24 protein-coding genes and 1 riboswitch are annotated in these 22,540 nt (G+C 70.0%); of the genes, 14 read left to right on the forward strand and 10 right to left on the reverse strand.

The window, feature by feature from the left end; translation table 11 throughout:
• Positions 1-32: 32 nt before the first annotated feature.
• The 6 genes from ABD784_RS10290 to rplI all read left to right on the forward strand — a co-directional run bounded on the left by ABD784_RS10290 (position 33) and on the right by rplI (position 4,503).
• Positions 33-1,355, forward strand: a complete 1,323-nt coding sequence (locus ABD784_RS10290) for a M18 family aminopeptidase (RefSeq protein WP_344883933.1) — start codon at positions 33-35, stop codon at positions 1,353-1,355.
• A 312-nt stretch (positions 1,356-1,667) separates the two neighbouring features.
• Complete coding sequence (locus ABD784_RS10295) at positions 1,668-2,432, forward strand: transglycosylase family protein (protein WP_344883936.1); 765 nt, start codon at positions 1,668-1,670, stop codon at positions 2,430-2,432.
• A 329-nt stretch (positions 2,433-2,761) separates the two neighbouring features.
• Positions 2,762-3,067 (forward strand): 30S ribosomal protein S6, encoded by a 306-nt coding sequence (gene rpsF / locus ABD784_RS10300; protein WP_309081817.1) that lies wholly within the window; start codon positions 2,762-2,764, stop codon positions 3,065-3,067.
• A 45-nt stretch (positions 3,068-3,112) separates the two neighbouring features.
• Positions 3,113-3,721 (forward strand): single-stranded DNA-binding protein, encoded by a 609-nt coding sequence (locus ABD784_RS10305; RefSeq protein ID WP_344883939.1) that lies wholly within the window; start codon positions 3,113-3,115, stop codon positions 3,719-3,721.
• 63 nt (positions 3,722-3,784) lie between these two features.
• Positions 3,785-4,024, forward strand: coding sequence for a 30S ribosomal protein S18 (rpsR, locus tag ABD784_RS10310; RefSeq protein WP_309081819.1), 240 nt, complete (start codon positions 3,785-3,787; stop codon positions 4,022-4,024).
• 17 nt (positions 4,025-4,041) lie between these two features.
• The gene (rplI, locus tag ABD784_RS10315; RefSeq protein WP_309081820.1) at positions 4,042-4,503 is read left to right on the forward strand and encodes a 50S ribosomal protein L9; all 462 of its coding nucleotides are present in this window, start codon (positions 4,042-4,044) and stop codon (positions 4,501-4,503) included.
• 76 nt (positions 4,504-4,579) lie between these two features.
• On the opposite strand, the gene ABD784_RS10320 is transcribed toward rplI, so the two are convergent.
• A complete protein-coding gene (locus tag ABD784_RS10320; protein WP_344883942.1) occupies positions 4,580-4,930 on the reverse strand; it encodes a hypothetical protein in 351 nt (116 codons plus the stop codon).
• 189 nt (positions 4,931-5,119) lie between these two features.
• Positions 5,120-5,238, forward strand: a riboswitch (SAM riboswitch).
• Positions 5,239-5,289: 51 nt separating this feature from the next.
• Between ABD784_RS10320 and ABD784_RS10325 the strand changes: the two genes are divergently transcribed.
• A complete protein-coding gene (locus ABD784_RS10325; RefSeq protein WP_344883945.1) occupies positions 5,290-5,811 on the forward strand; it encodes a flavin reductase family protein in 522 nt (173 codons plus the stop codon).
• A 15-nt stretch (positions 5,812-5,826) separates the two neighbouring features.
• On the opposite strand, the gene ABD784_RS10330 is transcribed toward ABD784_RS10325, so the two are convergent.
• Both ABD784_RS10330 and ABD784_RS10335 read right to left on the reverse strand, forming a co-directional pair.
• A complete protein-coding gene (locus ABD784_RS10330) occupies positions 5,827-6,264 on the reverse strand; it encodes a hypothetical protein (RefSeq protein ID WP_344883948.1) in 438 nt (145 codons plus the stop codon).
• 10 nt (positions 6,265-6,274) lie between these two features.
• Positions 6,275-6,745, reverse strand: a complete 471-nt coding sequence (locus tag ABD784_RS10335; RefSeq protein ID WP_344883951.1) for a DUF1801 domain-containing protein — start codon at positions 6,743-6,745, stop codon at positions 6,275-6,277.
• Positions 6,746-7,207: 462 nt separating this feature from the next.
• Between ABD784_RS10335 and dnaB the strand changes: the two genes are divergently transcribed.
• Positions 7,208-8,578 carry a replicative DNA helicase gene (gene dnaB, locus ABD784_RS10340; protein ID WP_344883954.1) on the forward strand — a complete coding sequence of 457 codons (1,371 nt, stop codon included), beginning with the start codon at positions 7,208-7,210 and terminating at the stop codon, positions 8,576-8,578.
• Between the two features lie 24 nt (positions 8,579-8,602).
• On the opposite strand, the gene epsC is transcribed toward dnaB, so the two are convergent.
• The 5 genes from epsC to ABD784_RS10365 form a co-directional block, all read right to left on the reverse strand.
• Positions 8,603-9,199, reverse strand: coding sequence for a serine O-acetyltransferase EpsC (gene epsC / locus ABD784_RS10345; RefSeq protein WP_344883957.1), 597 nt, complete (start codon positions 9,197-9,199; stop codon positions 8,603-8,605).
• The gene (locus ABD784_RS10350) at positions 9,196-9,726 is read right to left on the reverse strand and encodes a GyrI-like domain-containing protein (protein WP_344883960.1); all 531 of its coding nucleotides are present in this window, start codon (positions 9,724-9,726) and stop codon (positions 9,196-9,198) included. The genes epsC and ABD784_RS10350 overlap by 4 nt, the downstream gene beginning before the upstream one ends.
• A 113-nt stretch (positions 9,727-9,839) precedes the next feature.
• Positions 9,840-10,136 carry a MoaD/ThiS family protein gene (locus tag ABD784_RS10355; RefSeq protein ID WP_344883963.1) on the reverse strand — a complete coding sequence of 99 codons (297 nt, stop codon included), beginning with the start codon at positions 10,134-10,136 and terminating at the stop codon, positions 9,840-9,842.
• 3 nt (positions 10,137-10,139) lie between these two features.
• Positions 10,140-11,306, reverse strand: coding sequence for a WD40/YVTN/BNR-like repeat-containing protein (locus tag ABD784_RS10360; protein ID WP_344883966.1), 1,167 nt, complete (start codon positions 11,304-11,306; stop codon positions 10,140-10,142).
• A 53-nt stretch (positions 11,307-11,359) separates the two neighbouring features.
• Positions 11,360-12,154 carry an SDR family oxidoreductase gene (locus ABD784_RS10365; protein WP_344883969.1) on the reverse strand — a complete coding sequence of 265 codons (795 nt, stop codon included), beginning with the start codon at positions 12,152-12,154 and terminating at the stop codon, positions 11,360-11,362.
• 163 nt (positions 12,155-12,317) lie between these two features.
• Between ABD784_RS10365 and aceE the strand changes: the two genes are divergently transcribed.
• The gene (gene aceE / locus ABD784_RS10370) at positions 12,318-15,038 is read left to right on the forward strand and encodes a pyruvate dehydrogenase (acetyl-transferring), homodimeric type (RefSeq protein WP_344883972.1); all 2,721 of its coding nucleotides are present in this window, start codon (positions 12,318-12,320) and stop codon (positions 15,036-15,038) included.
• A gap of 110 nt (positions 15,039-15,148) precedes the next feature.
• Here the strand turns inward: aceE and ABD784_RS10375 are convergent, their stop codons facing one another.
• Positions 15,149-15,382: a hypothetical protein gene (locus tag ABD784_RS10375; RefSeq protein WP_344883975.1), complete on the reverse strand. Its 234-nt coding sequence runs from the start codon at positions 15,380-15,382 to the stop codon at positions 15,149-15,151.
• Positions 15,383-15,754: 372 nt separating this feature from the next.
• Between ABD784_RS10375 and uraD the strand changes: the two genes are divergently transcribed.
• The 4 genes from uraD (at position 15,755) to ABD784_RS10395 (ending at position 19,466) form a co-directional block, all read left to right on the forward strand.
• On the forward strand, positions 15,755-16,276 hold the full coding sequence (gene uraD, locus ABD784_RS10380) for a 2-oxo-4-hydroxy-4-carboxy-5-ureidoimidazoline decarboxylase (protein ID WP_344883978.1): 522 nt from the start codon (positions 15,755-15,757) through the stop codon (positions 16,274-16,276).
• Between the two features lie 72 nt (positions 16,277-16,348).
• Positions 16,349-16,705 carry a hydroxyisourate hydrolase gene (gene uraH, locus ABD784_RS10385; protein WP_344883981.1) on the forward strand — a complete coding sequence of 119 codons (357 nt, stop codon included), beginning with the start codon at positions 16,349-16,351 and terminating at the stop codon, positions 16,703-16,705.
• Between the two features lie 2 nt (positions 16,706-16,707).
• Positions 16,708-17,634 (forward strand): factor-independent urate hydroxylase, encoded by a 927-nt coding sequence (gene pucL, locus ABD784_RS10390; RefSeq protein ID WP_344883984.1) that lies wholly within the window; start codon positions 16,708-16,710, stop codon positions 17,632-17,634.
• A gap of 107 nt (positions 17,635-17,741) precedes the next feature.
• Positions 17,742-19,466, forward strand: coding sequence for a nucleobase:cation symporter-2 family protein (locus ABD784_RS10395; RefSeq protein ID WP_344883987.1), 1,725 nt, complete (start codon positions 17,742-17,744; stop codon positions 19,464-19,466).
• A gap of 694 nt (positions 19,467-20,160) precedes the next feature.
• Here the strand turns inward: ABD784_RS10395 and ABD784_RS10400 are convergent.
• Positions 20,161-20,919 (reverse strand): IclR family transcriptional regulator, encoded by a 759-nt coding sequence (locus ABD784_RS10400; protein ID WP_344883990.1) that lies wholly within the window; start codon positions 20,917-20,919, stop codon positions 20,161-20,163.
• 224 nt (positions 20,920-21,143) lie between these two features.
• Here ABD784_RS10400 and ABD784_RS10405 point away from each other — a divergent pair, with 224 nt between their 5' ends.
• The gene (locus tag ABD784_RS10405) at positions 21,144-22,529 is read left to right on the forward strand and encodes an NAD-dependent malic enzyme (RefSeq protein ID WP_344883993.1); all 1,386 of its coding nucleotides are present in this window, start codon (positions 21,144-21,146) and stop codon (positions 22,527-22,529) included.
• Positions 22,530-22,540: the final 11 nt, after the last annotated feature.

The following is a 22,540-nucleotide window of genomic DNA, read 5'->3' on the forward strand; positions in this document are numbered from 1 at the left end:
CCTGAAACGAACGCTTGAGGAAGAGGAACACCGTGGTCGACCAGCAAGCCCTGAACGCCGCCCGGGACGTCGAGCCGGCCGCCCTCGAGCACGTCGAGGACCTCGCGGCGTTCGTCGCCGCCTCCCCGTCCAGCTACCACGCCGCGGCGGAGGGGGCCCGGCGGCTGGCCGCCGCCGGCTTCACCGGCCTGGACGAGGCCGCGGACTGGCCGTCCGCCCCGGGCGCCTACTACGTGGTGCGCGACGGCGCCCTGATCGCCTGGGTGGTCCCGGACGGCGTCGGGCCCCGGACCGGCTTCCACCTGCTGGGCTCCCACACCGACTCGCCGTCCTTCAAGCTCAAGCCGCGCCCGACCACCGGGGCGCACGGCTGGCTCCAGGCCGGCGTCGAGGTCTACGGCGGGCCGCTGCTGAACTCGTGGCTGGACCGCGAGCTGCTGCTCGCGGGTCGGCTGGTGCTCCGGGACGGCACCGAGGTCCTGACCCGGACCGATCCGCTGCTGCGCTTCCCGCAGCTCGCCATCCACCTGGACCGCCAGGTCAACGAGGGCCTCACCCTGGACAAGCAGCGCCACATGAACCCGGTCTGGGGGACCGGTGCGCCCGCGCAGGAGGACCTGCTCGGCGTGCTCGGCGCCGCGGCGGGCGTGGCCCCGGAGGACATCGGCGGGTACGACGTCGTCGTGGCCGACTCCCAGCCCGGCGCGGTGTTCGGGCACGAGCAGGCGTTCTTCGCCTCCGGCCGGCTGGACAACCTCTCCTCGATGCACGCGTCCCTGGTCGCCCTGGCCGAGCACGCCGGCGCGGGCCGCGGGGCCGGCGGCGGGCGGATCGCCATGCTGACGGCGTTCGACCACGAGGAGATCGGCTCCGGCTCCCGCTCGGGCGCGTCCGGCCCCTTCCTGCAGGAGGTCCTCGAGCGGGTCTCCGGCGGGCTCGGCGCGACCGCGGCGGACCGGTACCGCGCCTACGCGGACTCGGTCTGCGTCTCCGCCGACGCGGGACACTCGATCCACCCCAACTACCCCGAGCGCCACGACCCCGCGAATCAGCCGCTGCTCGGCGGCGGGCCCCTGCTGAAGATCAACGCGAACCAGCGCTACGCGACCGACGGGGTCGGTGCGGCCCTGTGGGCGCGCCTGTGCGGAGAGGCGGGGGTGCCGTACCAGGAGTTCGTCTCCAACAACGTCATGCCCTGCGGCTCGACGATCGGCCCGCTCACGGCCACGCGGCTCGGGATCCGCACGGTGGACGTCGGCATCCCGCTGCTGTCGATGCACTCGGCGCGCGAGCTGTGCGGCGTGGCCGACCCGTGGCGTCTGGCCCGGGTGGCGGCACGGTTCTTCGCCGACTGAGCGCCCCCGCGAACAGGGCCGGCCTCGCGTGCGCGCGAGGCCGGCCCTGTCCTTCTGTGTCCTGTGCGCGAGTTCTTATGCGCGAGCTGGAAGCCCCGTGTGAATCCCCGCCTGGGCTTGACCCGCCCGACCGTCGTGACCGTATCGTTATTAAGTCACGTTTTGGTAACTGCCTCTCGGGCGCCAAAACAGGAACGACCCGTATCCCAGATCGTCCACGGGTCGACGAGCCCTGAAGCCTATTCGGACGCCGGACGATCGCGCACTGATGGCCGGGGACGGTCTGAGCGTAGGGATGGCCCTGGAGAAACTGTGATCCAGAAGAACAAGAACACCAAGAACTTCTCCCGTGCCGGCCTCGCCGGCGGCGCAGCGGTCCTCGCGCTGGCAGCGGCCGGCGTCGCGGCCGTGCCGGCCAACGCAGCCTCCACGTCCACCTGGGACTCCCTCGCGGCCTGCGAGTCGGGCGGCGACTGGTCCATCAACACGGGCAACGGCTACTACGGCGGCCTGCAGTTCAGCATGAGCACGTGGCAGGCCTTCGGCGGCACCGGCAACCCGGCCGACGCCTCCAAATCGCAGCAGATCGCCGTCGCCGAGAAGGTCCTCGCCTCGCAGGGCTGGGGCGCATGGCCCGCCTGCTCCGCCGAGCTGGGGCTCTCCGGCACCGAGGCCTCCACCAGCAGCGACATCCAGGTCGAGGCCCAGGCCGAGTCCGAGCCGACCCAGCAGGAGTCCAGCCAGGCCGCAGAGGCCGAGGCCGAGGCCCAGGCTCAGGCCGAGGCGGAGGCGGCCGAGGAGCAGGCCGCCGCTGAGGCGCAGTCCAGCGCCAAGCACCGCGCCGAGGGCCCCGCGTCCACCGAGAAGGCCGCCGGCGGCGCCGGCAAGCACGTCGCCGAGGTCAAGGCGGAGGACTCCGGCGAGGACCACGAGGTCGCCGCCGGCGAGACGCTGGCGACCATCGCCGAGGAGCACGGCATCACCGATTGGCGCGCGATCTTCGCGCTGAACACCGACGTCGTGGCCGATCCCGACGTGATCTACGTCGGCGAGACGCTCGACCTGCCGGTCAAGTAGCACCGGCCGATCACCGGGCCGGCCCCGCCGGACCGTGACCCGGGGCTTGCCCCGATCCCTGTGGCGGACCGCTTCCGAGCGGTCCGCCACAGTCGTGTCCGAGGGGGTCCCCGCGGCCGTCGTGCGCCCCACCGGCCCGGACGCGGGCGGGGTGCCCCGGACCTGTTGTCCACACCTCACCCCGTCCGTCCCGGAGGCGGCGCCGCGTCCGGTAGGATGGTGGAGGTTGTTTTTGCCCGCCCGCACATCGGGCGCGGCGTCCGACCAACGCAAAGAACCTCCTGTTACGGAGAGACCGTGACCGTTTAGCCCAAAGGAGGTGGGTTCACATGCGTAATTACGAACTTGCGGTGCTGATCGACCCTGAGGTCGATGAGCGTACCGTCGAGCCGACTCTCGAGAAGTTCCTGAATGTCGTGCGCAACGATGGCGGGACCATCGACAACGTCGACATCTGGGGCCGTCGCCGCATGGCTTACGAGATCCAGAAGAAGTCGGAAGCGATCTACGCTTTCGTCAAGTTCACGGCAACCCCGGCGACCTCCGCGGAGCTCGACCGCCAGCTGTCTCTGAACGAGAACATCCTGCGCGTCAAGATCTTCCGCCCGGAAGAGCCGAAGGCCGAAGCGAAGTAATTCGCCTCGAGTCTGTATCAGAAGAACCGATAGTCAGGAGACGTCATGGCAGGCGAAACCGTGATCACGGTCGTCGGTAACCTCACCGGCGACCCGGAACTGCGTTTCACTCCGTCGGGTTCCGCGGTGGCGAACTTCACCATCGCCTCCACCCCGCGGACGTTCGACCGGCAGACCAACGAGTGGAAGGACGGCGAAACGCTGTTCCTCCGCGGATCGGTCTGGCGCGAAGCCGCTGAGAACGTCGCCGAGACGCTGACCAAGGGCATGCGCGTCATCGCCCAGGGCCGGCTGAAGTCGCGTTCTTTTGACACCAAGGAAGGCGAGCGGCGCACCGTCATGGAGCTGGATGTCGACGAGATCGGCCCCTCCCTGCGCTACGCCTCGGCCAAGGTCACCCGCACCCAGCGCAATGCTGGCGGCAACCAGGGCGGCTTCGGCGGCGGCAACCAGCAGCAGGGCGGCTTCGGCGGGAACCAGGGTGGCGGCTTCGGCGGCGACTCCGGTTTCGGCGGCGGCACGGCTGCACCGGCCGGTGGCAATGGCGGCGGCTGGGCAGCGCCCGGCGCCGACAGCAACCCGTGGTCCACTCCGTCGGGCGGCAATGCCGCCGGTGGCGGCTGGGGCCCGGGCAGCGACGAACCGCCTTTCTAAACACTCACTATTCACCATCCCGCAGAAGACTCTGCGGGCTCCATAGAAAAAAGGAGCTCCACGATGGCTAAGGCTGATATCCGTAAGCCCAAACCAAAGTCCAACCCCTTGAAGGCCGCTGACATCACCGTCATCGACTACAAGGACGTCGCACTGCTGCGCAAGTTCATCTCCGATCGCGGCAAGATCCGCGCTCGTCGGGTGACGGGCGTGAGCGTTCAGGAGCAGCGCAAGATCGCGCAGGCCATCAAGAACGCCCGCGAGATTGCCCTGCTGCCCTACTCCGGCGCTGGCCGCGGCTAAGGGAAGGGACCCACAACATGGCAAAGCTCATTCTGACCCACGAAGTGACCGGTCTCGGCACCGCAGGCGACATCGTCGAGGTGAAGAACGGTTACGCCCGTAACTACCTTCTGCCGCGCGGCTTCGCCGTCACCTGGTCCAAGGGTGGCGAGAAGCAGGTCGAGTCCATCCAGGCCGCTCGCGAGGCTCGCGCCGTCGCGTCGCTGGAGGAGGCCAAGGAGCTGGCTGCGAAGCTGGCCTCCAAGCCGGTGAAGGTCCAGGTGAAGACCGGCGAGTCCGGTCGCCTGTTCGGCACCGTCAAGGTCGACGACATCGCGAAGGCCGTCGAGGCCGCCGGCCTCGGCTCCATCGACAAGCGCAAGGTCGAACTGCCGGAGCACATCAAGTCCACCGGCAACTTCGAGGCCACCGTGCGCCTGCACGAGGACGTCTCGGCGACCATCGCGCTGCAGGTCGTCCCGGCCGCCAAGAAGAAGTAGTCCGCGCGGCAGCAGCCGCTCGAGTGCTTCAGCGCCACGAGGCCCCATCCCTTCGCGGGGGTGGGGCCTCGTCGCTTTAACGGCGTCGTGCCGCCAGCCAGGCGAGGAGCCAGCCGGCCTCCACGGCCGCGTCCGCCAGGTAGATTCGGCGGATGCGCCCGGTCGACCCGTAGTAGAGGTCCACCAGCCCATAGGCCAGAGCGGAACCGATGCCGAGGCGGCGGGCCGTGCGGCGTCCCTCATCGCTCGGCGTCGAGCGCAGCAGGGCGTAGCCGACGGCGACCGAGAAGCCCGCGACCGTCTGGACGAGCCAGCGGTCCGCCTTGGGTCCGGTGACGGCCACGAAGCTGCGGTAGTGGACCAGCGGCCAGAGCCCGGCCGCCAGATCGAAGAGTCCGTGCGCCGTCGACAGCCGGATCCGTGCCATGGTGCCTCCAGTTCCCCGCTCGCACCGGGCCGGGCGGCTCCGGTGCGGCCACCCTAGCGCGCGGACCTCGTCGGCGGTACGCCTGTGCGGCCCCGTGCCCGGCGCGCCCCGGTCCCGTGTGTCGCCAGCTTGCGGAATGTTGCGTCCGTCGTTGTCACAGATCCTTCCCCGCACGTAGCGTGGGGAGCGAATCAAGAGATTCAACGTCAAGCCCTGGCTCGTTGAACGGCAACCCTCCCATTGCGGTAGTGGGGTGCTCCAGGTGATGATTCGGCCTTCCGGAACACGCCGGTGGGCAAGTACCGCGTCGCAGCCCGGCCCCTCCCGGCCGGATGGGCGCATGATCACAGGCGGTGGCCATGACTGCACCCGAATCCGACCTCTCGACCGATCTCTCCGCGGGCGCGCTGCGGCAGGCGTTCGCGCGGCATCCCTCCGGCCTGGCGGCCCTCTGCGCCGTCGTCGACGGAGAGCCGCAGGGGATCGTCGCCTCCTCCTTCACGGTCGGCGTCTCCCTGGACCCGCCGCTGGTCCTGTTCGCCGTGCAGAAGAGCTCGCGCACCTGGCCGAGGATCCGCGCCGCGCAGCGCATCGGTGTCTCCGTCCTGGGCGCGACGCACCGGGACGTGTGCCGGCAGATCGCCGCGCGGGACGGGGACCGTTTCGCCGGCGTGCGCTTCGAGTCGAGCGACGCCGGTGCCCTCTTCCTGCACGAGGCGGCGCTCTGGCTGGACTGCAGCATCGACCAGGAGGTCGACGCGGGCGATCACGCGGTGGTCATCCTCCGCGTCCACCGGCACGCGGCCCACGAGGGGCTCCACCAGCCCCTCGTCTTCCACGACTCGGACTTCGCCACGCTGGGCGCGCCCGCCTACGCCTGACGCGGGCGGCCGCCCTCAGCGGTGCTGGATGTCGTCCACCAGCCGCTTGGCGTCCGCCAGCCCCACGCCGGTGTCGCGGCGGACCTTCCTGATCGCCTCGACGACCTTGCCCTGCTGCACCAGGCTCACCACGGCGGCGTAGTCGGCCTGGCCCGCGGGACGGGTGGCGGGCACGGCGCCCGCGCCGGCCTGGGCGGTGGGGTCGTCCACGGGAGCCGTGGGGGTGCGCTGGGCCGTGGGCATCCGCTGCTGCGTCTCGTGGCGCACGCGCTCGGCCTCCCGGCGCTGCTCCTCGCGCTGCTGGACCCATTTGGCGTTGAGCCGCTGGATGTACTGCTCTTCCTCGCTGAGCTGCCCGGTGGTCGTCCGGCTGAAGACGTACCAGAGCGCGCCGACGATCCCGACGAGGACGGCGATGACGATGAGTGCTTCGAGGAGCCCGAGCGAGAACATGCTGTCCATCCTAGGCGCGTGCGTCGGCGCGGGCGCCGCCGTCGGGTCGGCGGTCCGGTGCCGGGCCGTCCGGCCCGCCGCCCGCATGCTCGTAGCCCTCCTGGACCAGCTGCCGGAGCACGTCCAGGTCGACGTCGTCGAGCTTGTTCACGTAGAGGCAGGACACCCCGCGGCGGTGCTTGCCGAGGCGGGAGAGCCAGCGCTCCGACTCCTCGCTGCCGGTGAGGACGTACAGGGCCAGATTAGCCCGGCGGGGCGAGAATCCGACGGCGGGCGCGTCGCCCTCGCGGCCGGTGGCGTACCGGTAGTGATAGGCGCCGAAGCCGACGATCGAGGGCCCCCACATGACCGGTTCCTCGCCGGTGGCCGAGCCGAAGAGCTCCAGCAGCGTCTCGGCGTCGGCGCGCCGCCGCGGGTGGTCGACGCCGGACACGAAGGACCGGGCATCGACGGAGGTGGGGCGCATCACGGGCTCCGGCATGGCACCAGTATTCCAACGGGGCCCCGCCCCCACAAGAGCGCGCCCGCCGGAGCGCTCCACCCGGTGGGCGCGGCTGTGGAGAATCAGGGCTCTGCTGTGGATAACGCCGGCGAAAGTGGCGCAGCGCACGGGCCATTAGGAGCCTCAAGTGCTGTATCAACGTTCACGAACTCGCCGGAACTTTAAGTTCCCCACAGCCATGTATAAGTAAACGGCCTAGTCAGAGTGGCTTGGGAACAGATCTTTCCCGACAATCCACAGGCGTGTCCCCAGTGTGTTCACATGTCCACCGGCGATCCCCACAGGTTGTCCACAAACCCTGTGGATAAGTGACTTGGAGGGGTCCCCCCTCGGGTCTACTCTTACGGGGTCACGGGCGTACCCTGGCGGAGTCGACGGCCCCGCCGACGTCGCGTGACGGGCGCGATCGAGCGCCCCGACGGGCATGGTGAAAGGACTTCGGTGGCTCTGGCACGAACGGATGTAGAGGAGAGCGGCAGCGCCGAGTTCGGCCGCACGCCCCCTCAGGACATCGTGGCCGAACAGTCCGTCCTCGGCGGCATGATGCTCTCCAAGGACGCCATCGCCGACTGCGTGGAGGTCCTCCGCGGGCAGGACTTCTACCGTCCGTCCCACGAGCTGATCTACGAGGCCGTGATCGACCTGTACGGCCGCGGCGAGCCGGCCGACGCCGTGACGGTCGCGGACCTCCTCACCAAGCGCGGGGACATCAGCCGCGTCGGCGGCCCCGCCTACCTGCACACGCTGATCCAGTCCGTGCCCACCGCGGCCAACGCCGGCTTCTACGCGGAGATCGTGCGGGAGCGGGCGGTCCTGCGCCGCCTGGTCAACGCCGGCACCAAGATCGTCCAGCTGGGCTATGCGCAGGACGGCGAGGTGGACGCGATCGTCAACGAGGCCCAGGCCGAGGTCATGTCCGTCGCGGAGCGCCGCGGCGCGGAGGACTACGTCCCCCTGCGCGACATCATCGAGGGCACCGTGGACGAGATCGAGTCCGCCGGAAGCCGCGGCGAGGGCGTCATCGGCGTCCCGACCGGCTTCTACGAGCTCGACGAGCTGACGCAGGGCCTGCAGGGCGGCCAGATGATCGTCGTCGCGGCCCGTCCCGCCGTCGGCAAGTCGACGTTCGCCCTCGACTTCGCGCGGTCCGCGGCCATCAAGAGCAACATGACCACCGTCTTCTTCTCGCTCGAGATGGGGCGGAACGAGATCGCCATGCGCCTCCTCTCCGCGGAGGCGAGCATCGGCCTGCAGGACCTGCGCAAGGGCACGGTCAAGGACGAGCAGTGGGCCAAGATCGCCAGCACCATGGGCAAGCTGAACGACGCCCCGCTGTACATCGACGACTCGCCCAACATGTCGCTCATGGAGATCCGCGCGAAGTGCCGGCGCCTGAAGCAGAAGCACGATCTGAAACTGGTGGTCCTCGACTACCTGCAGCTGATGAGCTCCGGCAAGCGCGTCGAGTCCCGCCAGCAGGAGGTCTCCGAGTTCTCCCGTGCCCTCAAGCTCCTCGCCAAGGAGCTCGACGTGCCGGTGATCGCCCTGTCGCAGCTGAACCGTGGCTCAGAGCAGCGCACGGACAAGAAGCCCATGGTCTCCGACCTCCGCGAGTCCGGCTCGATCGAGCAGGACGCCGACATGGTCATCCTGCTCCACCGCGAGGACATCTACGACAAGGAGTCCCCGCGCGCCGGCGAGGCGGACGTGATCGTCGCCAAGCACCGTAACGGTCCCACCAAGACGATCGTCGTCGCCTTCCAGGGCCACTACTCCCGGTTCTCCAACATGGCGCCCGAGGGCAGCCTCTAGCCGGGGCCGCCGGGCCCGGCGGGATCAGAGCAGGAAGGCCGGGTCGATCAGGTCGGTGCGCGGGTCCAGTGCGTAGTCGCTGTCCTTGTGGCGGTGGACGGCCGGCAGACCGATCGCGATCGACTCCGCCGGGACGTCGCGGACGACGACGGCGTTCGCGCCGATCGCCGTGTCGTCACCGATGGTGACCGGCCCGATGATGCGGCAGCCGGCGCCGAGCATCACCCGGTCCCCGACGATCGCGTGCCGCCGGGCCCCCGGCCTGACGGGCACGTGCAGCGTCCGTCCGCCGATGGTGGTGCCCTGGTACATCATCACGTCGTCGCCGATCACGGTGGTCTCGCCGATGACGATCTCCGAGCCGTGGTCGATGAAGGGCCTCCGGCCGATGCGCGCACCCGGGTGGATCTCCACCCCGGTGAAGAACCGCGCGGCCTGGCTGACCAGACGCGCCAGCCCCCGGGTCTGCTCGCGCTGCCAGAGGGCATGGGCCACCCGGTACGCCCAGATGGCGTGGACGCCCGCGTAGGCCAGGGCGACCTCCGCGTCGCTGCGGGCGGCGGGGTCCTGGGCGCGGGCGGCCTTCAGGTCCTCCCGCAGGAGGGAGAGCAGACGCCTCATCCGCGGCGGTGGTGCTCGTCGGCGTCCGCGCCGGAGACCGGGACGAAGAGATCCGTGCGGAGCTCCTCCGGACCCATCTCCGGGCGCGGCTCCGTCACGTAGAGCTCCCAGAAGGGCAGGGACGCGGTGTAGCCGTTGTCGGCGATCCAGCCCATGAAGCCCTCCCAGGCGCCCGCCAGATCGTCGAAGGAGCCGAGGTGTGAGGTCACGGCCGTGGGACCGCCGGGGATCTCCGAGGGCACCACCTCGACGCCGCTGGCTGCAGCCCGGGTCCCGGCCAGTGCATGGTCGACGGCGAAGCCGACCTCCAGGTCCAGCGAGTCGGTCGGCTCCCGCGTCATCAGGCCGAAGCCGGGCCCCACCGCGATGAGCCCCTCGGCCTCCAGCACCTCGCCCAGGGCGGCGAATGCCGAGTCGTAGAACTCGCGCAGGTCCTCGAACCGGATGTCCTGGCCGCGCACCACGGCGGTGCGGGCGCTGGAGAGGCTCACGATCTCCGGGCTCTGGTGCGGTTCGGTGCGGAACATGGCGGCCTCCTGCGGTTGGTCTGGCATCACCTTGAACTCTGATTCGCGCCACCGGCGGTGTCAAGGCCGCGACGAGCCTGCGACGCCGGCCGGCGACGCGGACCGGCGGGAGGTCACCCGCCGGCGACCGACTGGACCACCAGGAGGTCGGCCCCGGCGGGCACCGCCGTGTCCTGGCCGGCGAGGTCCCGGATGTTGTCCGGGCCCACGAACACATTGACGTAGCGGCGCACCTCGCCGCGCTCGTCCCGCACCCGGCGCCCGAAGCGCGGGTGCTGCTCGGCGAGCACGTCGAGCAGGCGACGGACCGTCGGCGGCCCGGCATCGGCGTCGTACGGGACCTCCACCTCCCTGCGCCCGCCGAGGCCGGCGGCCAGGACCGCCGGCACCCGGACGGTCACGTGCGCCATGGTCTACTCCTCCGGGAACTGCGGGACGTACGGCTCCGAGCCCTGCGGGAGCGGCGCCCGCGGGACCACCGCGGCCTGCACGCTGAGGATGTCCGGCAGGCGCTCGGCGACGCGGACGAACGTGCCGCCCTCGTCGCCGCTGGCGTACACCTCGCCCGCGCGCGTGCCGAAGTACACGCCGGTGGACTCCGGGTGGTCGTCGACGGCGGCGGCATCGCGCAGGACGGTGTTGTAGTCGCGGTCCGGCAGCCCGTCGTGCTGCTCGGTCCAGGTATCGCCGCCGTCGTCGGTGCGGTACATCGACAGGCGGGCGTTCGCCGGCTTCCGGTCGATGTCCGCGCCCATGGGCAGGACCCAGCCCGTGCCGCCGCGGTGCGGGTGCGTGAGGAAGGTGAAGCCGAAGTCGCCGGGCAGGCCGTCGGCGATCGAGGTCCACGAGTCCCCGGCGTCGTCCGAGCGGAAGACGCCGCCGTGGTTCTGGGCGTAGAGCCGGTCCGGGTTCTCGGCGTCGCGGGCGATCCGGTGGACGCACTGGCCGAACTCGGGCTGCTCGTCCGGCAGGAACCCGGCCACGATCCCCCGGTTCTTCGGCGCCCAGGTGGCCCCGCCGTCGTCGGACCGGTAGACCCCGGCGGCCGAGGCCGCCACGTGGATCTGCTCGCGCCCGGGGTCCGGGAGCACCGTGTGCAGGCACGGCCCGCCCCCGCCGGGCTGCCACTGGCGGCGCTGCGGGTGGTTCCACAGGCCCTCGTTGAGGGCGAAGGACTCGCCGCCGTCCTCCGAGCGCCACAGGGAGTGCGGCTCGGCGCCCGCCCAGACCACGCCGGGCCGGTCCGCCGCATCGGGGTGCAGGTGCCAGACCCGCTCGAGCGCGGTGTCCGTCTCCGGTGGGAACTTGATGGCGCCGTGCTCGGGCTCGGACCAGGTGGCGCCCAGGTCGTCGCTGGTGACGACGGTCGGGCCCCAGTGCCAGTCGAGCAGGCCGGCCAGGACGCGCGGCCGGTCGGGGCGGTTGTCGATCGCTACGGAGGAGGCCTCGAGGACGAGGAAGTGCGGATCGGACAGGGTCCAGTGCACGCGGTCGTCGCTCGCCGCGAGCCAGAGGCCCTTCTTGGTGCCGATCGCCAGCAGAACCATGGTCTCCGGCGGAGCCGGTGCTGGTGTGGTCATGGTCACAGTCCAGCACCGCCGCCCCGCCGTGGCAAGACCGGCGCCCGGGTCCGTCAGCCGCGGCCGACGAACGGCATCCCGGCGGCCGTGATGGTCAGCTGGTTCACGCTCGCGCTCGCCGGCAGCGAGGCCAGGAACTCGACGGTGCGGGCGGCCTCCTCCAGGGGGAACGTCGGCTCCGTCCGGCGGGTGCCGTCGGCCTGGAGCGCGCCGCTGCCGGTGCCGATCGCGGTCATCATGTCGGTGGCGGTGTTGCCGATGTCCAGCTGCGTGCAGGAGATGCCGTGGGCGCGGCCGTCCAGCTCGATCGACTTGGTCAGGCCGGAGATCGCGTGCTTGGTGGTCGTGTACGCCACCGAGCGGGGGCGGGGGGCCTGCGCGGAGATCGAGCCGTTGTTGATGATCCGCCCACCCGCCGGGAGCTGGTCCCGCATGCGCCGGAAGGCCTCGCCGGCGCAGAGGACGGCCCCGGTGAGGTTCACGGCGACGACGTCGTTCCACTGGGCCGCGGTCAGGTCGCCGACGTCGACCGCCGGGCCGAACGTGCCGGCGTTGTTCAGCAGCAGGTCGATGCGCCCGAAGCGTCCGACGGCGGCATCGAAGAGGGCCGCGACCGAGTCCGGGTCCGTCACATCCGTGGGGACCGCGAGGGCCTGCGGGTGACCGCCGGCCGTCTCCTCCAGGGGTGCGCTGCGGCGGCCGGCGAGCACCACGTTCCACCCGGCGGCGAGCAGCCGCCGGGCGCTGGCCGCGCCGATGCCGGAGCCGGCGCCGGTGATGACCGCGGTGCGCGGCTCGGGCCGGCCGGACTCGTCGCGGGGGGAGTCGATGGGTGCGCTGGTGGTCATGGGGGCTCCTCGGCGGGTGTCTCGGAGGGACGCTTTCGGGGCGGCACGTTGACATCGGCGACGTGACGGCTTTCACTAGGATACTACTGTGCGAAAAAACAATTCCGTATAGCGGTAACTGGATCGCATCGGCGAAAACCGCCGTTGTCCTCGGAGGGAAGACATGACCATCATCGACGAGCCCCGGTTCGCATCCGAACCGGACGCGGAGGAACGGGCCGAGTGGATCGAATCGTTCGACTCCATGCTCAAGGTCGGCGGCGCGGATCGCGCCGGCACCATCATGAGCAGCCTGCTCGAGCGGGCCCGTGAGCGGCAGGTCGCCGTCGCGGCCGCCATCACCACAGACTACGTGAACACCATCCCGGCCGATCAGGAGCCGGAGTTCCCCGGCGACGAGGAGGTCGAGCGCCGCTACCGCGCCTGGATGCGGTGGAACGCCGCCGTCATGGTGCACCGCGGCCAGCACCCCGACATCGGCGTCGGCGGGCACATCTCCACCTACGCGGGCGCGGCGACGCTGTACGAGGTGGGCTTCAACCACTTCTTCCGCGGCAAGGACCACCCCTGCGGCGGCGACCAGGTCTTCTTCCAGGGACATGCCTCCCCCGGCATGTACGCCCGCGCCTTCCTCGAGGGACGCCTGAGCGAAGAGGACCTGGACGGGTTCCGCCAGGAAAAGTCGAAGGAGGGCCACGCGCTGCCCTCCTACCCGCACCCGCGGAACATGCCCGAGTTCTGGGAGTTCCCCACGGTATCGATGGGCATCGGCCCCATGAACGCCATCTACCAGGCGCAGTCCAACCGGTACCTGCACAACCGCGGGATCAAGGACACGTCCGACCAGCAGGTGTGGGCGTTCCTCGGCGACGGCGAGATGGACGAGCCCGAGTCGCGCGGCCTGCTCCAGCTGGCGGCCAACGAGAAGCTCGACAACCTGAACTTCGTGGTGAACTGCAACCTGCAGCGCCTCGACGGACCGGTCCGCGGCAACGGCAAGATCATGCAGGAGCTGGAGGCCTTCTTCCGCGGCGCCGGCTGGAACGTCATCAAGGTCGTCTGGGGCCGCGAGTGGGACTCGCTGCTGTCCAGCGAGAACTCCGCGGCCCTCGTCGACATCATGAACCGCACGCCCGACGGCGACTACCAGACGTACAAGGCCGAGAACGGCGGGTTCGTCCGCGAGCACTTCTTCGGCAAGTCTCAGGTCACCAAGGAACTCGTGGCGGATCTGAGCGACGACGAGATCTGGAACCTCAAGCGCGGCGGGCACGACTACCGCAAGGTCTACGCCGCCTACAAGGCCGCCACCGAGTTCAAGGGCAAGCCGACGGTCATCCTGGCCAAGACGGTCAAGGGCTACGGCCTGGGCCCGCACTTCGAGGGCCGCAACGCGACCCACCAGATGAAGAAGCTGACCCTCGACGACCTCAAGTCGTTCCGCGACTACCTGCGGATCCCGATCACCGACGAGCAGCTGGAGGCGGACCCCTACCGCCCGCCGTACTTCCACCCCGGACAGGACGCGCCCGAGATCGAGTACCTCCTCGAGCGCCGCCGCGCCCTCGGCGGGTTCCTCCCCGAGCGCCGGACCCGGCACGCCGACGTCGTGCTCCCGGAGGAGAAGACGTACACCATCGCCAAGCGCGGCTCCGGCAAGCAGCAGGCCGCCACCACCATGGCCTTCGTGCGCCTGCTGAAGGATCTGATGCGGGACAAGGAGTTCGGCAGCAGGATCGTGCCGATCGTCCCGGACGAGTCGCGGACCTTCGGCATGGACGCGTTCTTCCCGACGGCGAAGATCTACAACCCGGGCGGCCAGGAGTACCTCTCCGTGGACCGGGACCTGGTCCTGGCCTACAAGGAGTCCCCGGCCGGGCAGCTGATCCACCCGGGCATCAACGAGGCCGGCGCCGTCTCGGCGTTCACCGCCGCGGGAACGGCGTACGCCACCCAGGGCGAGCCGCTGATCCCGGTCTACGTCTTCTACTCGATGTTCGGGTTCCAGCGGACCGGCGACTCCTTCTGGGCCGCCGCCGACCAGATGACCCGCGGCTTCGTCATCGGCGCGACCGCCGGCCGGACCACGCTCACCGGCGAGGGCCTGCAGCACGCCGACGGCCACTCGCCGATCCTCGCCGCCACCAACCCGGCCGTGGTCACGTACGACCCGGCCTACGGCTACGAGATCGGGCACATCATGCGGGCCGGTCTGGAGCGCATGTACGGCGGGAACCACCCGGACCCCAACGTCATGTACTACCTGACCGTCTACAACGAGCCGTACGTGCAGCCCGCCGAGCCGGAGGGCGTGGACGTCGACGGGATCCTCGGCGGCATCCACCGGATCGCCGCGAGCGAGACGGAGGGGCCGCGGACGCAGCTGCTCGCCTCCGGCGTCGCGGTCCAGTGGGCCCTGGAGGCCCAGCGCATCCTCGCCGAGGGGTGGGGCGTCTCCGCCGACGTCTGGTCCGTGACCAGCTGGACGGAGCTGCGCCGCGACGGCCTCGCCGCCGAACGCGACGCCTTCCTGGATCCTGCGGCGCAGAGCCCGCGGGAGCCCTTCGTGACCCGGCAGCTGGCCGGGGCCGAGGGGCCGGTCGTCGCGGCCACGGACTACATGTCCCAGGTGCCGGATCAGATCCGCCAGTATGTGCCCAACGAGTGGGCGACGCTGGGGGCCGACGGCTTCGGCTTCTCGGACACCCGTGCCGCCGCCCGCCGGTTCTTCAACATCGACGCGCACAGCATCGTGGTCCGGGCCCTGCAGATGCTCGCCCGGCGCGGCGAGGTGCCCACCGAGGCGCCCGCCCAGGCCTTCGAGCGCTACCGGCTCGACGACGTCAACGCCGGCACCAGCGGCAACGCCGGCGGCGACAGCTGACCGCCCACGCATGACAGAAGGACCGGCCCCCGGGAATCCCGGGGGCCGGTCCTTCTGCTCTGTCCGCCGGCCAGGCCCCGACCAGGCGCCGCGCGGCGTTGGGCCGGACTCTAGCCGGCCAGCCGGGTCTTCAGGCGGCTCCAGAGCGATGCGCGCTTGGGCCGCTCGAGTGCGAAGTCCGGATCGAGTCCGCCGGCCGCGTAGAACGAGATGTCTGGCCCGGAGGTCTTGCCGTGACGGAGATCGACGGGCACACCGGTCGCTGCGCAGGGCGGAGTCGTCCCGTAGCGCGCCGACAGATCGGCGGGCTGGGGGCCGGGGGTGCTGGTCGTGTCCGTCATCATGGTTGCTCCTCTGGGTGCCTGACTCCTGGTGGTCCGCGTCCTGTGCGGCTGGCCCGCGCGGCCGGCCTTCCGTGGCGAACACTTTCGCTACGCGGAAGAATCTTCTTGAACTATGGAATCCAAGTATCGCCGCCTGGGGCCGTCCGCACAAGGGGTCGAGCCAATTCGCCGGGGATCCCGGCGTCAGGAACTCAATGCTTCAAAGATTTTTCGCCCCGGAGCTTGACAGGATGGCTGTGATCGGCGTTACATGGTCCTAGTGAAATAAAAGTTCCGTCATACAGAAACATCGAGTCAAGTTGGTTCACGCCAATGGTCAAGGGTGTTCAGCACTGAGGCGGAGCTGTCGCAACGACGAAAGCTGAACTCCCAATGGACCTCGAAGAATTCAACTCGACCGACCCCGAGAGCGCCCGCGCCGCGCTGCGCCCCTGCATCGACGTCGACCGCTGGATCGACGCGCTGGAAGCGGGCCGCCCCTACGCCTCGCTGGACGAGCTCCAGGCCGTGGCCGCCACCGCCGCACTCCCGTTCACCGCCGACGAGGTTGAGCAGGCGCTCTCGCACCACCCCCGCATCGGCGAGCGCGCCGACGGCGAGACCGCCGAGGCCAAGTTGAGCCGTGGCGAGCAGGCCGCCGTCGACCCGGAGTCCGACGTCACGCGCCGTATCAACGAGGGCAACCTCGCCTACGAGGAGCGCTTCGGCCACGTGTTCCTGATCCGCGCCGCCGGCCGCAGCCCCGAGGAGATCCTCGCCGAGCTGCAGCGCCGCCTGGAGAACACGGCCGAGCAGGAGGACCGCGAGACCGCGGATCAGCTGCGCCAGATCGCCCTGCTCCGGCTCCGCGGCGCCCTCGAGGCGCCCGCAGCGGCCTCGGCCGCCCACTCCTGACGCACCGCGTCCACCGATCCCGCTCTCCCTCGGGGGAGAGCAGCCCAGAACTCAGCGCAGAGGAGCATTCCGATGAGCAATCCCGATGGCGAACGCAGCCACATCACCACCCATGTACTCGACACCGGGACCGGGAGGCCTGCCTCCGGTGTCAAGGCCACGCTGGAGCACAAGAGCGCATCCGGCTGGCAGGAAGTCGGCTCGGGACAGACGGACGACGATGGTCGCATCCGCAACCTCGGCCCGACTCGCGTAGAAGCAGGGCACTACCGGATCACCTTCGACACCGGGTCCTACTTCGGGAAGACGGGAACGGAAACCTTCTTCCCCGAGGTCGTCCTGGGCTTCGTCATCGCCGACGTCGCCCAGCACTACCACGTACCACTCTTGATCAGCCCATTCGCATACTCGAGCTACCGAGGGAGCTAACGATGACTATGACTGCACCGGAAACCGTGACCGGCACGAAGATCGTGCTCGGCAAGAACCAGTACGGCAAGGCCGAAGTCCGCCTGGTGAAGATCAGCCGCGACACAGACCGCCACGAGATCGAGGACCTCAACGTGTCCTCGCAGCTGCACGGCGACTTCGAGACCGCGCACACGGAGGGCGACAACAGCAAGGTCGTCGCCACCGACACCCAGAAGAACACCGTCTACGGCTTCGCCCGCGAGGGCGTCGGCACCATCGAGAACTTCCTGAAGCGCCTCGGCGATCACTTCACGGGCGAGTTCGACTGGGTGAGCGGCGGCCGGTGGAAGGCCGAGCAGTACTTCTGGGACCGCATCGAGGATCACGACCACGCCTTCTCGCGCAACAAGAGCGAGGTCCGGACCGCGATCCTCGAGATCACCGACGGCACCAAGAACATCGTCGCCGGCATCGAGGGCGTCACCGTCCTGAAGTCCACCGGCAGCGAGTTCCACGGCTTCCCGCGTGACCGCTTCACCACGCTCAAGGAGACCACGGACCGCATCCTGGCCACGGACCTCACGGCCCGCTGGCGCTACAACACCGACGCGGTCAACGCCGGCGACATCGACTTCGACGCGATCTACACGTCCGTCCGGGCGCTGCTCCTGAAGGCCTTCGCCGACACGCACTCGCTGGCGCTGCAGCAGAGCATGTTCCAGATGGGCCGCGCGGTGCTCGAGGCGCACCCGGAGATCGACGAGATCCGCATGAGCCTGCCGAACAACCACCACTTCCTGGTGGACCTGGACCCGTTCGGCCAGGACAACCCCAACGAGGTCTTCTTCGCCGCGGATCGCCCGTACGGGCTGATCGAGGCAGCGATCAAGCGTGAGGGCGTCGCCGACACGCATCCGATCTGGGAGAACTCCTCCGGATTCTGCTGAGCAACACATCTAGAAGGACCCGGACCCGGGGAGGAAGAAAGGGCCGGGCCCGTGCCGCAAACACGGGCCCGGCCGTCCTCTCCGGGCATTGGACAAGGAGATCAGCTATGACAGCTGCAAGCACAACCATCCGCCCGGAGGACGAACGCCTGCCCATCGGGCGCACCTTCGCCTACGGACTGCAACATGTTCTCACAATGTACGGCGGCATCATCGCCCCGCCGCTGATCATCGGCGGCGCCGCCGGGCTCGGCGACATGGAACTGGCACTGCTCGTGTCCTGCTGCCTCTTCGTCGGCGGTCTGGCGACGATCCTGCAGACCGTGGGCGTCCCGTTCTTCGGCTGCCAGCTCCCGCTCGTGCAGGGAACGTCCTTCGCCTCGGTGGCCACACTGGTCGCCATCGCCAATGGCGACGGAGGCATCCAGTCCGTCCTCGGCGCGGTGCTGGCCGCCTCAGTCATCGGCTTCCTGATCGCCCCGTTCTTCGCCAGGATCGTCCGGTTCTTCCCGCCGGTGGTCTCCGGCGTCGTCATCACGATGATCGGCCTGTCGCTGACACCGGTCGCGGCGAACTGGTCCATGGGCGGCAACGCCGAGGACCCCGAGTACGGCAGCCTCGCCAACATCGGCCTTGCCGCGTTCACGCTCGTCGTCGTCCTGATCCTCAGCAAGGTCGGCAATGCGGCCATCTCCCGCCTGTCGATCCTGCTGGCCATCGTCATCGGCACGCTCGTCGCCTGGACCCTCGGCATGGCCGACTTCTCGAAGGTCGGCGACGGCGCCTTCTTCGCGCTGCCGCAGCCGTTCGCCTTCGGCGCTCCGATCTTCGAGGTCGGCGCCATCATCTCCATGACCATCGTGGTGCTCGTCATCCTGACGGAGACGACCGCCGACATCCTGGCCGTCGGCGAGATCGCGCGGACCCGCGTCGACTCCCGCCGCATCGCGGACGGTCTCCGCGCGGACATGGTCTCCTCGATCCTCGCGCCGGTCTTCAACACCTTCACGCAGAGCGCCTTCGCCCAGAACGTCGGCCTCGTCGCCATCACGGGCGTCAAGAGCCGCTTCGTGGTGACCGCCGGCGGCGGCATCCTCCTGGTCCTGGGCCTGCTGCCCGTGCTGGGCCGCGTCGTGGCCGCCGTTCCCACGCCGGTCCTCGGCGGCGCCGGCATCGTCCTGTTCGGCACGGTCGCCGCGTCCGGCATCCGGACCCTCGGCAAGGTCAAGTTCTCCACCCCGAACATGATCATCGTGGCCGCGTCCGTGGCCTTCGGCATGGTGCCGATCGTGAAGCCGGACTTCTACCACGACTTCCCCGCCTGGGCGAGCACGATCTTCCACTCGGGCATCAGCTCCGCCGCGATCATGGCGGTGTTCCTGAACATCCTGTTCAACGAGATCAAGACCGGCAACTCCGCCGGCGGCTCGGTCTTCCAGGCCGCCCCGCCGCGCATGGTCCCGACCGACCAGATCCAGGGCCTGCGCGACGGCGACCACTTCGAGGCCGGCAAGCTGATCGACGCCGACGGCGAGGAAGTGCCGGTGGTGACCGCCGAGCAGTTCACCGTGGCCCTGGCCGAGCACGTCAAGGCCTGCGACGACGCAGGCGTCGAGGCCGAACTGCCCGACGGCGTCGACCCGGACGAGCTCCGCCGCATCGCCGAGGAGGAGGCCGCCGCCAAGCGGGCCCAGGAGGAACAGGCCGCGGACGAGCGGCCGGCCCCGGGGTCCGGGGGTCCCGGCTCCGAGGGCGGAGAGCGGCTGGATCACGCCGCAGAGAGCTTCGCTGCCGGCACCCGCCGCAGCGCAGCGTTGAAGCGCAACGACTGAGACGTAGCGCGTCAGCGAAGCCAGCCGGCCCGGCGACGGGCCCGGCTGCACGGGGAGCGGTGCGGAAACCTTGGGGGAGGGGGCCGCACCGCTTCTCTGTGCCCGGAGCAGGGCCGCTGCTGCGCGAGTTGGCGTTGCAGCCCGGCTGTCTCCAGGGGGCTTTCCGGTCCTTGGCGTTTCGCGCGGGGTGCGCTGCCGCTCCTGCGCCTCTGCCAGGTGCCATTCCAGGTCCGGTGGTTCGCAGGGTGCGTGCGAGGGACCAATCCAGCCGTGGTGGTTCGCAGGGTGCGCGCGAGGTGCCAATCCAGCCCCGGCGGCTACGCGAGGTGCCGTTTCAGCCCCAGCGGCCTTGCGACGAGCAGCTTCAGCACCGTGTATGGGTACCCGCCGGTGCTGAACCGCGACGTCGCAGCGCCGGCCGTGCTCGAGTCGCACCTGTCGTGCCCCGCGGACGCGTCGAGGTCACGATTCTGCAGGGACGGAGCACCGGGGTCGCGATTTCTCGGGGCTCGCGCGCCGAGGTCGCAGTGCTACAGCTGAATCGCCGCCGGATCCTGCAGGAGTGCGACGTCGACCGAGGCGAACCCACTGGCGAACCGGCTGTCGGAGCCAGGGGCGGGCCCCAGAGCGGGTTACGCGCAGGCCGTCTCCTGTCTGGCGCCGGCCCGGAGGCCGCCGACCGGGGGGCGTGCGCTCAGAGGTTGCCGGTGAGCGCGGAGGAGATCGTGGCGGCAGCGCGCTGCAGGGCCGGGACGGCCCGGTCCGCGAAGTCCTGGCCCACGCGCGAGACGGGACCGGAGATGGAGATCGCCATGGGAGTCGGCGCCCCCGGGATCGCCATGGCGAAGCAACGGACGCCGATCTCCTGCTCCTCCTCGTCCACCGCGTAGCCCTGCTCGCGGATCCGCTCGACCTCGGCGAAGAGGCCGGACAGGGTGGTGATGCTCTTGGGCGTGGCCGCGGGCATCCCCGCCTGGGTGACGAGGCGGGCGATGCGCTCGTCGTCCAGCACCGAGAGGATCGCCTTGCCGACGCCGCTGTTGTGGAGGTTGGCACGGCGGCCCACCTCGGTGTTCATGCGCATGCTGTGGGCGGACGGGACCTGTCCGGTGTAGACCACCATGTCGCCGTCGAGCACCGCGAGGTTCGAGGACTCGCCGAGATCGTCCACGAGGGAGCGCAGCACGGGGCCCGCCAGCGCGCCGAGCTGGCGGTTGGCGACCTCGCCGAGCCGGATGAGCCGCGGGCCCAGGGCGTAGCGGCGGTTGGGCATCTGGCGAACGTGGCCGATGCCGACGAGCGTGCGCAGCAGGCGGTGGATGGTCGGCAGCGGCAGCGGGGTCTCGGCGGCCAGCTCGCTGAGCGTGCACTCACCACCGGCGCGGGCGATGAGCTCGAGGAGCTCGAACGCGCGCTCGACCGACTGGACTCCTGCGGCGGGTTTGACAGGCATGGGCTATTCCTCGGGTGGGGGTCTGTCCGGACCTCGCCTCGTGGGCTGTCCGTGCGGTCAGGTTATCGCATCGGCGACCAGAAATTCCGTGCACCGAAAATTAACTGTGTTCCACCGCACGAAAAGTCTTGCATTTCCACATCACAGATTCTAGTATCCACTATACGGAAACAGTTTTTCGTGGTCCGCCCGCAGAGGGAGGACCGCACGACGAGGAGGACCACATGGGCAACCCGAGCCCCGGATATTCACTGACGCTTCGTGTCGAGACGCCTGCGTCCATCACTGTCACCAGCGAACTCGCCGCCGCCGTCGGCGCTGCCGGCGGCTCGGTGACGGCCCTGGACGTCGTCGAGTCCACGCACGTGGGCATGGTCGTCGACGTCAGCTGCAACACGTCCGACGCCGAGCACGGCGAGCGGATCCGCTCCTCCCTGGACGGGCTCGAGGGCGTGGAGGTCCGCAAGGTCAGCGACCGCACCTTCCTCATGCACCTCGGCGGCAAGCTCGAGGTCAACCCGAAGGTCGCCCTCCGCAACCGCGACGATCTCTCCCGTGCCTACACCCCGGGCGTCGCCCGTGTCTGCCAGGCGATCGCCGCGAACAAGGATGACGCCCGCCGCCTGACCGTCAAGCGCAACACGATCGCCGTCGTCACCGACGGCTCCGCCGTCCTGGGCCTGGGCAACATCGGCCCGGAGGCCGCCCTGCCGGTGATGGAGGGCAAGGCCGCCCTCTTCAAGCAGTTCGCCGGCGTCGACGCCTGGCCGGTCTGCCTGGACACGCAGGACATCGAGGAGATCATCCAGGTCGTCAAGGCGATCGCGCCCGTCTACGGCGGAGTGAACCTCGAGGACATCGCGGCCCCGCGCTGCTTCGAGATCGAGCGCCGCCTGCGCGACGAGCTCGACATCCCGGTCTTCCACGACGACCAGCACGGCACGGCGATCGTCACGCTCGCCGCCCTGAAGAACGCCCTCAAGGTGGTGGGCAAGAAGATCGAGGACGTCCACATCGTCGTCTCGGGCGTCGGCGCCGCCGGCCACGCCATCATCCAGCTCCTCATCGCCTCCGGCGCACGCAACATCGTCGCCTGCGGCCGCCAGGGCGCCGTCCACCAGGGCCAGGACCACACCGACCCGCACCGCATCTGGCTGGCCGAGAACACCAACCAGGACAACTTCGACGGCACCCTCCACGAGGCCATGACCGGGGCCGACGTCTTCATCGGCGTCTCCGCGCCGAACGTCCTCGAGGAGCAGCACATCGAGGCCATGGCCGACGACGCGATCGTCTTCGCGATGGCCAACCCGGACCCCGAGGTGGACCCGATCGCCGCCGGCCGGCACGCCGCCGTCGTCGCGACCGGCCGCTCGGACTTCCCGAACCAGATCAACAACGTCCTGGCCTTCCCGGGCTTCTTCCGCGGCCTGCTGGACGCGCACGTCAGCGACATCACGGACCCGATGCTCGTGGCCGCCGCCGAGGCGATCGCCAACCGCGTCTCGGACGAGGAGCTGCACCCGGGCTTCATCATCCCGAGCGTGTTCGACCCGCGCGTCGCCGGCGACGTGGCCGCAGCGGTCGTCAACGCAGCCCAGTCCAACTAGCTTCAGAGAAG

It is taken from the genome of Zhihengliuella alba, from assembly GCF_039538765.1.
GTDB classification, from domain to species: domain Bacteria; phylum Actinomycetota; class Actinomycetes; order Actinomycetales; family Micrococcaceae; genus Zhihengliuella; species Zhihengliuella alba.

Excerpts from the sequence above, each read along its gene's own strand:
- rpsR (WP_309081819.1), top strand. The coding sequence starts at position 3,785 with ATGGCTAAGGCTGATATCCGTAAGCCCAAACCAAAGTCCAACCCCTTG.
- ABD784_RS10405 (WP_344883993.1), top strand. The coding sequence starts at position 21,144 with ATGGGCAACCCGAGCCCCGGATATTCACTGACGCTTCGTGTCGAGACG.
- ABD784_RS10305 (WP_344883939.1), top strand. The coding sequence starts at position 3,113 with ATGGCAGGCGAAACCGTGATCACGGTCGTCGGTAACCTCACCGGCGAC.
- rpsF (WP_309081817.1), top strand. The coding sequence starts at position 2,762 with ATGCGTAATTACGAACTTGCGGTGCTGATCGACCCTGAGGTCGATGAG.
- uraH (WP_344883981.1), top strand. The coding sequence starts at position 16,349 with ATGAGCAATCCCGATGGCGAACGCAGCCACATCACCACCCATGTACTC.
- aceE (WP_344883972.1), top strand. The coding sequence starts at position 12,318 with ATGACCATCATCGACGAGCCCCGGTTCGCATCCGAACCGGACGCGGAG.
- ABD784_RS10350 (WP_344883960.1), bottom strand. The coding sequence starts at position 9,726 with ATGTTCCGCACCGAACCGCACCAGAGCCCGGAGATCGTGAGCCTCTCC.
- ABD784_RS10395 (WP_344883987.1), top strand. The coding sequence starts at position 17,742 with ATGACAGCTGCAAGCACAACCATCCGCCCGGAGGACGAACGCCTGCCC.
- uraD (WP_344883978.1), top strand. The coding sequence starts at position 15,755 with ATGGACCTCGAAGAATTCAACTCGACCGACCCCGAGAGCGCCCGCGCC.
- ABD784_RS10400 (WP_344883990.1), bottom strand. The coding sequence starts at position 20,919 with ATGCCTGTCAAACCCGCCGCAGGAGTCCAGTCGGTCGAGCGCGCGTTC.
- ABD784_RS10320 (WP_344883942.1), bottom strand. The coding sequence starts at position 4,930 with ATGGCACGGATCCGGCTGTCGACGGCGCACGGACTCTTCGATCTGGCG.
- ABD784_RS10375 (WP_344883975.1), bottom strand. The coding sequence starts at position 15,382 with ATGATGACGGACACGACCAGCACCCCCGGCCCCCAGCCCGCCGATCTG.
- ABD784_RS10360 (WP_344883966.1), bottom strand. The coding sequence starts at position 11,306 with ATGACCACACCAGCACCGGCTCCGCCGGAGACCATGGTTCTGCTGGCG.
- epsC (WP_344883957.1), bottom strand. The coding sequence starts at position 9,199 with ATGAGGCGTCTGCTCTCCCTCCTGCGGGAGGACCTGAAGGCCGCCCGC.
- pucL (WP_344883984.1), top strand. The coding sequence starts at position 16,708 with ATGACTATGACTGCACCGGAAACCGTGACCGGCACGAAGATCGTGCTC.
- ABD784_RS10365 (WP_344883969.1), bottom strand. The coding sequence starts at position 12,154 with ATGACCACCAGCGCACCCATCGACTCCCCCCGCGACGAGTCCGGCCGG.
- ABD784_RS10335 (WP_344883951.1), bottom strand. The coding sequence starts at position 6,745 with ATGCCGGAGCCCGTGATGCGCCCCACCTCCGTCGATGCCCGGTCCTTC.
- ABD784_RS10355 (WP_344883963.1), bottom strand. The coding sequence starts at position 10,136 with ATGGCGCACGTGACCGTCCGGGTGCCGGCGGTCCTGGCCGCCGGCCTC.
- ABD784_RS10325 (WP_344883945.1), top strand. The coding sequence starts at position 5,290 with ATGACTGCACCCGAATCCGACCTCTCGACCGATCTCTCCGCGGGCGCG.
- ABD784_RS10330 (WP_344883948.1), bottom strand. The coding sequence starts at position 6,264 with ATGTTCTCGCTCGGGCTCCTCGAAGCACTCATCGTCATCGCCGTCCTC.
- rplI (WP_309081820.1), top strand. The coding sequence starts at position 4,042 with ATGGCAAAGCTCATTCTGACCCACGAAGTGACCGGTCTCGGCACCGCA.